Origin of the sequence: Chitinophaga deserti, assembly GCF_003149455.1 — a bacterium.
In the GTDB taxonomy this organism is placed as follows: domain Bacteria; phylum Bacteroidota; class Bacteroidia; order Chitinophagales; family Chitinophagaceae; genus Chitinophaga; species Chitinophaga deserti.
In genome coordinates this window covers 438,589-450,884 of the sequence record NZ_QFFK01000002.1, presented here as the reverse complement: position 1 = coordinate 450,884, position 12,296 = coordinate 438,589, and the positions used below count along the sequence as shown (strand labels likewise).

General features: G+C 48.6%; 10 protein-coding genes and 1 tRNA gene. 7 read left to right on the top strand and 4 right to left on the bottom strand.

What is annotated here, in order from left to right; genetic code table 11:
- Positions 1 to 6: 6 nt before the first annotated feature.
- From DEV76_RS26260 to DEV76_RS05895, 3 genes are all read left to right on the top strand, one after another.
- Positions 7 to 132: a hypothetical protein gene (locus DEV76_RS26260; protein ID WP_262509825.1), complete on the top strand. Its 126-nt coding sequence runs from the start codon at positions 7 to 9 to the stop codon at positions 130 to 132.
- Between the two features lie 12 nt (positions 133 to 144).
- Positions 145 to 1,923, top strand: a complete 1,779-nt coding sequence (locus DEV76_RS05900; RefSeq protein WP_109696081.1) for a RagB/SusD family nutrient uptake outer membrane protein — start codon at positions 145 to 147, stop codon at positions 1,921 to 1,923.
- Between the two features lie 401 nt (positions 1,924 to 2,324).
- Entirely contained in the window at positions 2,325 to 2,792 is a 468-nt protein-coding gene (locus DEV76_RS05895; RefSeq protein ID WP_157962740.1) for a hypothetical protein, read from the top strand.
- Positions 2,793 to 2,928: 136 nt separating this feature from the next.
- Here DEV76_RS05895 and DEV76_RS05890 read toward each other — a convergent pair whose 3' ends face one another.
- A complete protein-coding gene (locus DEV76_RS05890) occupies positions 2,929 to 5,913 on the bottom strand; it encodes a glycoside hydrolase family 3 N-terminal domain-containing protein (RefSeq protein WP_109696077.1) in 2,985 nt (994 codons plus the stop codon).
- Positions 5,914 to 6,273: 360 nt separating this feature from the next.
- Here DEV76_RS05890 and DEV76_RS05885 point away from each other — a divergent pair, with 360 nt between their 5' ends.
- The 3 genes from DEV76_RS05885 (at position 6,274) to DEV76_RS05875 (ending at position 8,203) form a co-directional block, all read left to right on the top strand.
- A complete protein-coding gene (locus DEV76_RS05885) occupies positions 6,274 to 6,861 on the top strand; it encodes an adenylate kinase (protein WP_109696074.1) in 588 nt (195 codons plus the stop codon).
- A gap of 118 nt (positions 6,862 to 6,979) precedes the next feature.
- Positions 6,980 to 8,068 carry a GTPase ObgE gene (obgE, locus tag DEV76_RS05880; RefSeq protein WP_109696688.1) on the top strand — a complete coding sequence of 363 codons (1,089 nt, stop codon included), beginning with the start codon at positions 6,980 to 6,982 and terminating at the stop codon, positions 8,066 to 8,068.
- Positions 8,069 to 8,129: 61 nt separating this feature from the next.
- A tRNA-Thr gene (locus tag DEV76_RS05875) sits at positions 8,130 to 8,203 on the top strand.
- Here DEV76_RS05875 and DEV76_RS05870 read toward each other — a convergent pair.
- Positions 8,203 to 9,354: a DnaJ domain-containing protein gene (locus tag DEV76_RS05870; protein WP_109696072.1), complete on the bottom strand. Its 1,152-nt coding sequence runs from the start codon at positions 9,352 to 9,354 to the stop codon at positions 8,203 to 8,205. The genes DEV76_RS05875 and DEV76_RS05870 overlap by 1 nt on opposite strands.
- A gap of 62 nt (positions 9,355 to 9,416) precedes the next feature.
- Between DEV76_RS05870 and DEV76_RS05865 the strand changes: the two genes are divergently transcribed.
- Positions 9,417 to 10,010 carry a Crp/Fnr family transcriptional regulator gene (locus tag DEV76_RS05865; RefSeq protein WP_157962739.1) on the top strand — a complete coding sequence of 198 codons (594 nt, stop codon included), beginning with the start codon at positions 9,417 to 9,419 and terminating at the stop codon, positions 10,008 to 10,010.
- Positions 10,011 to 10,299: 289 nt separating this feature from the next.
- On the opposite strand, the gene DEV76_RS05860 is transcribed toward DEV76_RS05865, so the two are convergent.
- Both DEV76_RS05860 and recA read right to left on the bottom strand, forming a co-directional pair.
- The gene (locus DEV76_RS05860) at positions 10,300 to 10,908 is read right to left on the bottom strand and encodes an NAD(P)H-dependent oxidoreductase (protein WP_198651953.1); all 609 of its coding nucleotides are present in this window, start codon (positions 10,906 to 10,908) and stop codon (positions 10,300 to 10,302) included.
- A gap of 245 nt (positions 10,909 to 11,153) precedes the next feature.
- Positions 11,154 to 12,167 (bottom strand): recombinase RecA, encoded by a 1,014-nt coding sequence (gene recA / locus DEV76_RS05855; RefSeq protein ID WP_109696066.1) that lies wholly within the window; start codon positions 12,165 to 12,167, stop codon positions 11,154 to 11,156.
- Positions 12,168 to 12,296 lie beyond the last annotated feature (129 nt).

Sequence of the window (12,296 nt, the reverse complement as noted above, 5' to 3'; positions counted from 1 at the left end):
ATTTATGTGAGCGGACAAAACCTCGTTACTTTCGACAAGGCGAAGATTTTTGACCCGGAATCCCCTTCCGGCAGCGGGCAATTTTATCCGCAAACGCGCATCTTCAACATCGGACTTAACCTCACCTTATAAAAACCCGGCATCATGAAAATAACATTGCAACACCTTACATATATGCTTCTTGCGGCGATGATAATATTGTCGCCAGCGTGCAACAAAGACATACTAAATAAAAAACCGCTGAACGATTACAGTGATGAAGACGTTTGGAAAGATCCTCCGCTGGTGAATGCCTACGTTAATAACCTGTACCTGCAAATGCGTCACGGTTTCAATGAAGTGATGCTCAGTTCCGTTTCCGACGAAAGCCGGTTTATACACAATTATGGCACACAAACTTCAGTAACGGATGCACTATCGCCTGATGATCTTGGCGCTTTCAGCAGCCAGTTTGGCGAATGGGAAAAGTATTATCGCGCCATACGGAACTGTAATATTTTCTTTGAGATGATAGGACAGGTGCCGTTTACTGATGAAGCCCAGCGGCAAAGGTTGATCGGGGAAGTACATTACCTGCGCGCATATTTTTATCAGATACTGGTAAAATACTGGGGTGGAGTACCCCTGGTGAAGAAACCATTTAAACTCAGCGACCGCGATGAAATGCTTATTGCCCGCGGATCTTTTGAAGAATGCGTGAATTTCATAGTGGAAGATTGCGATAAAGCCGCAGCCATCCTTCCTCCCAAACATGAACAGCCGGGCCGCGCCACTAAATATGCAGCCATGTCATTAAAGTCGCGCATCCTCCTGTTTGCTGCCAGCCCGCTTTTTGCCAAACCAGGTATCCCTGCAACAGAATCGTACAGAGGATATGTGAACAGCACGCCAGCCCATCAGGCAGAGCGCTATCAGAAAGCCCTGGATGCTGCCAAAGCGATCATCGACCTAAATGTTTTCGCGATTTACAAACCAACGTCTAACGCTACTGACAATTACTCCCGCGTCTTTCTGGACAAGGATAATTCGGAGATCATATTTGCCCGATACTTCAACCGGCAGTTCCAGGGCACTTCGCATGATCTTTATAATGGTCCTAACGGATATCACAACTGGGGCGGCAATGTGCCATTGGAGAACTTCGTTTCCGGTTACCAGATGGCCGACGGCTCCGAATTCAGCTGGGCTAATAATACACATGCCGCCAACCCATATGCAAACCGCGATCCCCGCTTTTACGCCACAATCCTTTATAATGGTGCCAAATGGAAGAAGCGCCCCAGCGATGCGATTGCCCTTGACCCCATCGGAGAAATCCAAACCGGGCGCTTCGAAAAGAAGAACGATCAGGGAACTATTATTATCCAATCCGGTTTGGATACCCGCTCCAGCACTATTGAAAACTGGAATGGCACATACACGGGTTATTATATCCGCAAGTTCATGGATCTGACACTGGATGCACAGTTCTTCCGTGGGGATCAGGCCTGGCCCTGGTTCCGCTATTCTGAGATCCTGTTGAATGCTGCCGAGGCTTACATTGGCCTTCAGCAATATGATAATGCACGTCCGCTTATCAATCAGATCCGTACCCGTGCCGGTATGCCTGCAATTCCCAATACTGTAACTGGTGATGCGCTCACCGAAGCATATCGCTATGAACGCAGGTACGAGCTCTCTTTCGAAGAGCACCGTTACTTCGATGCCCGCCGATGGCTGATCGCGGAAAATGTGTTTTCCGGTCCGGCAAATGGCATCGAAATCTTAGGAAAGTTAAATCCGGATAATACACTGAAATGGACGTACAAAGTGGTGAACAGCGGGCAGGATCGGGTCTTCTCAGAAAAGCATTATCTGTTACCAATTATGGCAGCAGAAATCCGGAGAAATGATAAAATGAAGCAAAATCCAAAATACAATTAACTACCCGTTATCAATTAACAGACAATAGCATGTAAAACGCCGCCGGTCTCTTAAACCGGCGGCGTTTGCGTATTTGTTACGCTATGCCACTGAAAAAATATTTCAGGGACTTTGATTTTTGTATATAGTTAAGTCGTACTTTCGTCTTCCTGATTAACAGATCATTAACAACATTAGAGCGTCAGCAGCTTACAGACAGTCCGAATACCCCCAGCCCCGAATCCTATTTATTTCTTCGAGTATAAATTATCCCAAAACAGGTAACATAAAATCAACGATCTGCTCATATTTACTTAATGTCCACTTAATGTTGGCTTAACGACAAGACTGGAACTTTGTGGTGTCATTTAGAAAAAAGCACTTACCAATCCAGGAAAGTTAACTATTAAACATTTTAGCACATGAAAAAGACATTTGTTGCGGCTCCAAAACGATTTTTTACGGCAGTATTGCTGGTAATCGGCATTTCCATTCAAACATTTGCACAGGATCGCGCTTTTGCCTATGCCACAGAGCCAGGCAACCGTGAAACACGCACAGAAAAAGCACCTGAAGAAGCCAGCTACATGGCCAAAAGAGGATGCAAAATCGACATTCTGCAGGAAGGCTCCAGAGGCCTCCGTTTCCTCGTACAGATCGATAACCCCCTGCAGGACAAACTGACCCTTTATATCAAAGACGGGAACAATAACACGCTCCACAAAGAGCCCCTTGACCTGACTTCACCCAGGTTTGTTGGCCGTTACAACCTCGAAAAGCTGGAAGACGGCGACTATACCTTCGAAATCAGAAATGGAAAAAATAAACTGGAAAAATCCGTTGTTATCAAGACGCAGTACATGGTAAACCGCGCCGTGTCCGTCGAATAACCCAGGCCTTCCAGCCCACAATTCCCCACAGGCAGCCCGTGACCCCGATCACCGGCTGCCTGTTTTGTTAACACCAAAAACAAGCGGTGCCGGCACTAATGCCGGCACCGCAATATTTTACGATCAGGTTTGTATGCTATAACATTGCCTGGTACAAAGTTTCCATCATATTCTCCCGCACTTTCAAAGTCGACAACTTGAAATTCGACCCGCCGTTAGGGCAAACCCGATTGCTAAGGAAAATAAATGCCAGGTTAGCCTGAGGATCGATCCACAAACAGGTACCTGTAAACCCTGTATGCCCGTATGTTTGCAGGGAGCACGACTTGCTGGGATATGCATCTTTTCGTGAGGCATTATCCTTTTCCGGCTTATCAAAACCTAGCCCACGGCGGCTGATACCGGAATGATATCCCGTGAATTGCTGGATGGTAGCGGGGCGGATATATTGTGTACCTCCATATGAACCTCCGTTCAGCAGCATCTGCGCCAGCACCCCCAGATCCCCAGCGCTGGAAAACAGCCCGGCATGTCCTGCCACACCGCCAAACATGGCGGCACCGGGGTCGTGTACATCGCCCCGGATCCACTGGACCCGGAAATTAGGCTCAAACTCCGTTGGCACAAGCCGGGTCAGCGCCAGGCGGCTTCTGGGTTCAAATCCCGTGGTTTCCATCCCCATCGGCTCATAAAACGTTTCACGTACATAATGATCTAGCGATTGCCCGGTCAGCGCTTCCACAATCTTTCCCAAAAAAATAAAATCATTATCGCTGTAAATATATTGCCGGCCGGCCGGTAGCAGCTTGCTGTCGAGGATACGACGGAACATCGTATCAACATAGCGCTGCTGCATATACAGGTTTTCTGCCACCCGCAGCGTGTGCAGGGAATCCTGATGAGGTCCAAACAGCATGGTATCGGGCCAGCCGCTCGGCATAAGCGTTTCTTTGTAGAATGGGATATACGACACAAGCCCCGCCTGATGTAATAAAACATCCCGGATCGTCAGATTCGCCTTATCGGTTCCCCGCACCCAGGGCAGGTAAGTACCCAGTGTTGCGTCGAGCTGCAACTTGCCTTCGTCATAAAGACGCATGACAGACAAGGTGGTGGCGCAGATTTTAGTTACCGATGCCAGATCGTAGACTGAACTGTCTGTTACTTTTTCGCGCTGGCTGTAATCATAGAATCCGAAGTTTTTTTGATAAACGAGTTTCCCGTCTTTCAATGCCAATATCTGGCAGCCGGGAGCTGCGCCTTTGGCGATCATATCATAAGCAAGTGAATCGATCCTTTGAAGGATAGCGCTTTTCAACCCCACCGATTCCGGCTCAATTACCTGGAGCGCTTGCGCCGGGCCTTCTGCAACGAGACTGGTAAGGCCGGTACCGAAGGGGAAGTTTTCGCAAACAGTTACCGGCAATTTGCCTTTGGGTTGCAGTTTCCCGAAAATCACATCAGCGGCAGCGCGGTGGGTGATGCTATCGTCTTCATATGCTGCGATAATGGTAGGCGATCCGCAGAAATACCTGATGGCATAAGGGTTGCCAAACGCAACAGTCACCGCAGGCATTTCTTCCTGAATCTGATTAATCACGGCCCTTTCTGCGCGCGTAATGCCATAATTATTGGCCGGACGGCGGCTATAGTCCTGCAATGCAATTATTACCGCATCGTAATCTTTCTTCAGTACTTTAACCATCCCTGCAATCTGAGCTTCCGTTTGCCTAGGGCTGAACACATATCCGGCCACATCCGGGCGATGCGCACGCACTGCGGTAAGGAAGGTGTTGCTGCCACCGTCTACCCCAACAGCCACTACAGCAATCCTTTGCTGTCCCTGTACTCCTGACAGCGGTAATAGGCGGTTATCATTACGCAGTACGGTAATAGCACTTTCTGATATGCGGCGGCGAAGCGGAAGTACATTTGCATTCAGATCTGCCGTAATATTTTCAGGATCTATGGGCTGCAGGTTTGCCAGGCCTGTCTCGTATTTGGCAAGGAGTACTTTCTTAACACGGCTATATACTTCTTCTCGGGATATCAGCCCCTTCTTAATGGCCTGTGCGATGGCCTGCACACTTCCGCGTGCGGTAGAAGGCAGCTCCATGAGATCATTACCTGCCAGGAGGCTCTGAAGCGATTCCTGCCCATTACTATAGTATTTTCTGATGCCCTGCATTTCCAGCGCATCGGTCACCACAATACCATCGAAGCCCATGTCTTTCTTCAGCATTTCGGTGACGGTCTTGTATGAAATAGAGGTTGGAGTATTGGCTTTGTTATCGATGGCAGGCACATTGAGGTGAGCGATCATAACAGAGGCCACCCCGGCCTCGATGGCACGGCGGAATGGATAAAGCTCAAGTGAATCGAGGCTGGCAATGGATTTCCTGATAACCGGGAGATCGTGATGTGAGTCCACATCCGTATCGCCATGACCAGGAAAGTGCTTGGCACAGGCCAGAATGCCCACATCCTGCATGCCTTTGATCATGGCAACACCATGGCGGGCCACCTGATATTTATCTTCCCCGAAAGAACGGTCGTTGATAACCGGGTTTTCAGGGTTATTATTAACATCCAGTACGGGAGAGAAATTGTATTGTATACCCATACGGCGGCATTGTTCGCCGATGGCTTTTCCTACTTCATAAATCAGCCCGCTATCCTGAACAGCGCCAAGCATAAGGTTACGGGGAAATGCGATCACACTGTCAACGAAGCGCATGCCTAATCCCCATTCACCGTCTACTGCCACAAGTAGTGGCGTTTTCGATGTGGCTTGGAGCCGGTTTACGAGGTTAGCCTGGCGGCCAGGGCCACCCTGAAAAGTAACGAGGCCTCCGACCTTAACATTGCGGATATCGTTCATCACGGCTGCCACATGGTCGGCACCGAGGTTGGAATGCACGCGGATCATGATCAGCTGTGCGATCCTTTCTTCGTGGGTGAGGGAGTTAAAAACGCTGTCTACCCAGCGTTGTGCCGGTCCGGGACCGGCCTTCATGGTAATTTCCGTAGGGGGGTATGGTTTCGCGCCGATAGATTCCGGCCGGGCAGAAGCAGCCATGAGCAACCCGCTCAGCCCCGCTACCGTTAATAATCTCATCATGTCATAAACATAACAAAAATATCGTGCATCCGCCAGCGGGAATTGACTGACGGCGAACGCATTGCATTAATCAAATATATCTTTAGGACGGATGGCAAAGCGGCTTCCTGAGCGATTTAATGATCGTCTACGTTTTTGCTTCTTTTATTGAATTATCTTTATTAATTTGACTAATACATTCGCAACAATTCAGTAATTGCAATATTAATTACCAACTCATTCAATTTCTTATTATATTTGCACCTTACGGGACGTTGACAAGATGAACCTTTTTAGTGCGCTTAATGTAGAAGAAACGTCGCGGAACAAATCAGAAAAAGCGCAAGCCTATTGCTTGTGATCATATTTTATCAGCAACACATGGTCAATTTAATTCTATTTGGCCCTCCCGGTAGCGGGAAAGGAACACAAAGTGCCAACATTATCGAGAAGTACGGATTAATTCACCTGTCTACAGGCGATCTGCTGCGCTCTGAAATCGCAGCGAAAACACCGCTCGGTATGGAAGCGCAAAAGGTTATGGACCAGGGTTTACTGGTACCGGACGAAGTGGTGATCGGCATGATCTCTACCAAACTGGACGCTAATCCCGAAGCCCGTGGCTTCATTTTCGACGGTTTTCCGCGTACTACCGCCCAGGCGGAAGCACTCGACAAACTGCTGGCCCTCAAAAAAACAGCTATTTCCGCTGTTCTGAGCCTCGAAGTGCCTGAAGATGAACTGGTTCGCCGTTTGCTCGAACGTGGGCAGACCTCCGGCCGGTCAGACGATGCCAGCGAGGATGTGGTGAAAAAACGTATCGTGGAGTATCATAACAAAACCGCTCCTGTGGCTGATCACTATGCCAAATACGGCAAATTGAAGAAAATCAAGGGCGACGGCTCCATCGATAACATTTTCGAGCTGCTGAGTAAAGAAATCGACGATCTGATGGGCGTTCGCGTATAGGCAAGCCCCCGTTTGGAACCATATTTAAAACGCAAAGATCATGTAAAGCCAAACTTTACGATCTTTGCGTTTTGCTTTTGGACCCGGCACCGCCCGGGCCGGCAAATCAGTAAAGATCATGGAGAATTTTGTAGACTATATCAGGGTATTTTGTAAATCCGGCCACGGTGGTGCGGGAAGCAGGCACTTTATGCGCACCAAATTTAAAGCGCTGGCAGGCCCCGACGGGGGCGACGGCGGGCGCGGAGGCCACCTCATCCTGCGTGGAAATGCTCAGCTGTGGACCCTTTTACACCTGCGCTGGTATAAAAACGTACTCGCCGAAAACGGTGGTAATGGAAGTGGCGACAACTGTACCGGACATTACGGGAAAGACATTGTAATCGAAGTTCCCCTCGGCACCATCGTTCGGGATGAAGAAACAGGGGAAGTAGAAGCCGAAGTGATGCGCGATGGGGAAGAGATTATCTTCATGCCAGGCGGCCAGGGCGGCCGCGGTAACGCCTACTTCAAAAGCGCCACCAACCAGACTCCCGAATATGCCCAACCCGGCCAGCCAGGCCTCGAAGGATGGAAGATCCTTGAGCTGAAAGTATTAGCCGACGTAGGCCTCGTGGGCTTCCCCAACGCAGGTAAATCTACCCTCCTGTCCAGCATCACCGCTGCCAGGCCCAAAATTGCCAACTACGCCTTTACCACCCTCACCCCTCAGCTCGGCATGGTCCATTACCGCGACGATCGCTCGTTTTGCATGGCCGACCTGCCAGGTATCATCGAAGGAGCCCATGAAGGCAAAGGCCTCGGCCATCGTTTTCTCCGCCATATCGAACGTAACGCTGTACTGTTATTCGTGATCCCGGCAGACAGCCCGGATCACAAAAAAGAATTCGATATCCTCCTGAACGAGCTCGAACAATTCAACCCCGAACTGCTTGATAAACAATTCCTCATCGCCATATCCAAAAGCGATATGCTCGACGATGAACTAAAGGAAGCTATTTCCGCAGAACTTCCGGCAGATGTACCGCATGTCTTCATATCCTCCGTTACACAAACCGGATTGCAGGAACTAAAGGATGTATTGTGGGAAGCTCTCGCCGCTGATGCAGCACAGCAGCGTGCACCAATGATGGAAGATGATGGGGACGATGAAGATGAAAGCTTTGAAGGTGAAGAAGAAACAGACGAAGAAGGGAAACAAGAATAGATAAAGATTTTTTTAACTGGATATAATTTATTTCCTCCCGGACATTATTTTTGTAACACCTGCCACCCTAGCTCAGCTGGTTAGAGCGGTTGTTTCGTAAATAACAGGTCGTCGGTTCGATTCCGATGGGTGGCTCAGATAGCCTCTGTACGTATCAAAATGTCGGAGGCTATTTTAGTTTCATACACCTTTATTAGGCGCTCTATGTTATGCCAGCGTATTGCTGCATCCTCCTGCATGTAATATTCCTTAAAAACTGCTTCTGCTGAAGAATCGCTGCGATGCAAAAAATGCCAGGTAAGTAACTGACGTTGATACTCCCGCATCCGGTATTCCATTTCGAAATCCCTGGTTAATGGTGCGGTTTGCAACCAATAAAGGTTCTCCCGGATTTTCTTTTCATGCAAATCTGCCACGGCTTCAAACGCATATCCCCCTCCCGTTTCCTCCAAATAGATACCCGCAATCCCAGGGTTTGGCAAACCCGGGAACTCGCAATCAGAACAATCACCTTGTTCCACATCCCGTCCAAAAAACAATTTTATCTGTGGGCCCCTTCTATAAGTGCCCCCTTCATACCGGAATATTTGCCGCAACCCGCCATTCTCATCCTGCATAAAAACATAATCCTGGTAATTATGCCGGTCCGGATTATAATAGATGGTTACGTAAAGCGCCTCATCGCTTTTATTTCCGAAATGTTCCCACGATTCTATGAATGGTAAGTGCCTGAAAGCATTTCGCCAATCCTCATACTGCTGCACCCTGCCATCGGTAAAATGAATCTTATCGGTAGCTTCTACATGCTTCGGTAACCTATGCGTATCGGGCATTCTCAACTCTTCATTGTTGTCTTTGGGCTTGGGCGCGAAGTTGTACAGACCCACAAAAAACAGAATCATTACCCCAAGTATGGTAACCATAAAGCGCCATGGCAAAGGCCGTGGCGGGCCCTGCTGAGGAGGTGCGGCGGTATTTGCACTGCGGCGGTACTCAGTGTAAGGATTATTTCTTTTCGGAGCAGCATAGCCATTATCCGGAGCTGGCTGCGAGGGCGGTGAGGACGGTACCCTACTCCAGGCGAGCTGCCTGTCATATCGAACCCTCTCATCCGGTTCAGATAATATGCGATAAGCTTCAAGGATTTCGCGAAAACGTGCTTCCGCTGCGGAATTCCCTGGATTGCGATCAGGGTGGTATTGCATCGACAGCCTTCGGAAGGAACGTTTGATTTCCGGGAGGCCGGCATTTTCAGAGACGTCGAGTATCTGGTATAAGGTCGGCATATTTATCTGCTTAAATGTACGATGAAGCGGCCGATCGGCATAATATTATACCTTCACATATCATGGCCAGTCAATCAATATATTCCCCTGCCATCGCAAGGGCTCTCGATCACTTCGAAGCAGTTTCTCCTCTAACGGAAGCCGCACGCGAAGCAATTAGTCATTGCCTCATCCTGGAAAGCTATCCGAAAAAACACCTGCTGCAACAGACCCGACGGCCGGCTACCCACCTATTTATCGTAGCCAGTGGAATGGTGCGAAGCTATTACCTCCATGAAAACAAAGAGGTAACACTTTTACTGGGTCAGGAACAATGTATCGTTTGCGCTATGGACAGCCTGCTAAGCGGAGAGCCGGCATACTATAATATTGAAACGCTGGAAGACAGTGAAATCATATCGATTTCCTATGCCGACCTTGAGCGGCTTTATACTGCATTCCACGAGATAGAAAGGCTGGGGCGGCTAATGATCAGTCAATATTATCTTGAAATGGACCATGGATTACGGTCGCTGCGGTTTAAGTCAGCCCGGGAGCGTTACCTTGAACTCATGGAAAAACAACCGGGGCTATTACAGCGGGCGCCGTTACAGTATCTGGCTTCGTACCTCGGGATGTCTTCCGAAACATTGAGCCGTATCCGGGCAGAGCAATGAAGCTAAATGAAGAATGACGCACCTTTAATACAGTGCGCCATCCTTCTGGGTTATACTTTCCCGATTTTCTGCAAATTGGGTTATACCGCTCATCTTCACTTTCAACACCCAAATTTGTATTGGGTTCGCGGCGGTAAGGGTTATGCATGTACACCTTAGTGAGTATTAATTTCCATTGGTTACTGTGTGAAGCCATTGCTTCATTTTTCTCCCGAAAGCGAGTTTTTAGGGTGTTAACAAACCGGGTGATTCCTTTTCCAAAATACTTGTCGAAACACTTCCTCCCAGGTTACTTTCCTGCGCGGCCCAATACTTCAATCCTGGTGAGAACTTTAGCTCTCGCTTCTTCACTGAGCCACCTGAGTTTTCCGAAAGCTGTAACTTTCACAGGACTAACACCACAAAATTCCAGGGTGGCACGTTTCATTGCGTTGTGTCCTGCATTCCTATATATTAACCAGTTATACCAGCGTGGACTATCCATGGTAGTAATGATACGGGCAGATCTGCCTTTTAGCAGCTTATCCCATAGTTGAGAGTTTTCCCGGTACCTGAATGCTTTACCCGGGAGAAAAAGCCGGTCAATAAACCCTTTCATAATTGCAGGGAAGGTTCCCCACCAGGTGGGGTAAACCCATACCATGTGATTACACCACTGTATATCGGCCCAGGCTGCTTCCAGGCATGGCTCCCATTGGGTACGCTGGCGGTAGCCATGCAGCAGGCTTGGTTGAAACGGGAGATCCCCCAGGCGCAGCAGCTTTATGTCGTGACCTGCAGCTGTTGCACTCTTTAAATAGGCTTCCGCGATGGCGCTACAAAAGCTTTCGTTATCCGGGTGACCAAGGATCAGGAGGATCTTTTTGTTGTTCATGGCACAAAGATGGGGAATGCTCATCTGCGTTTTTTTGACCAATGTCAATTAATCGGATGATTGACGGTCAAAGAACGATGATTTTTATTGCGAGGGATGCTTACAATGATGATCGTGGTTATTGAAAATGAAAAAGGTCCGTTAGACAACGGACCTTCTACTAAACTAACCCAAACAAACGTTTAAAAAACGTTCTATAAATTTTTCTTTATTTTCTTTGTTGGTTGTTGCGGGAGGGAAGCAATGCTGCCTCCGGCATTTACGACCGTTCATTGAGCAGCAGCCGCGGCTTCAGCGAGTTTCGCTTTGATCTTGGCTTCCACTTCTGCAGCAACTTCAGGATTATCGAGCAGCAATTGCTTCACTGCATCGCGGCCCTGACCGAGCTTGTTGCTTTCGTAGCTGAACCAGCTACCGCTCTTTTGGATGATGCCGTATTCCACACCCATATCGATGAGTTCACCTACTTTGGATATACCGACACCGAAAATGATATCGAACTCGGCCAGCCGGAACGGAGGAGCTACTTTATTCTTTACCACTTTCACTTTCACACGGTTACCTACTGCCTCGTCGCCATCTTTAATCTGGCTCATACGGCGAATATCCAGCCGAACCGATGCGTAGAATTTCAGGGCGTTACCACCGGTTGTTGTTTCGGGGTTACCGAACATCACACCAATTTTCTCACGCAGCTGGTTAATGAAGATGCAGCAGCAATTCGTTTTCGAAATAGTAGCCGTCAGCTTCCGGAGCGCCTGAGACATGAGACGTGCCTGAAGACCCATCTTGCTCTCGCCCATCTCACCTTCCAGCTCCCCTTTGGGAACCAGTGCGGCCACAGAGTCAATTACCACCACATCCACCGCGCCGGACAAAATCAGCCGGTCGGCGATTTCCAGTGCCTGCTCACCATGGTCTGGCTGTGAAATCAACAGAGAATCCACATCCACGCCCAGCCTGCGGGCATAAGAACTGTCAAAAGCATGCTCAGCATCTATGATAGCACAAATACCACCCTTCTTCTGAGCTTCTGCAATTGTATGTATCGCAACCGTCGTCTTACCAGAAGACTCCGGCCCATATATCTCTATAATACGCCCTTTCGGGAAGCCGCCAATACCCAGGGCAATATCCAGCCCCAGCGATCCGGTGGAAATCACCTCCATCGGCGCCTCCGCTTTCTCTCCCATCATCATCACGGATCCCTTTCCGAAATCCTTCTCGATTTTGTCCATGGTAAGGCGAAGAGCCTTCAGTTTTTCAGTATTGGCGTTTGACATAATTGTTTGAATTAGTTAGTCAGTATTATTGTTTATTCGTTGTTATTTGCTTGGTACTGCAAGGTAAAACTATTTCCGGATATTATCCTAAAAAATTTAGCATTTACTGCGAAATACTAATTCTAATAG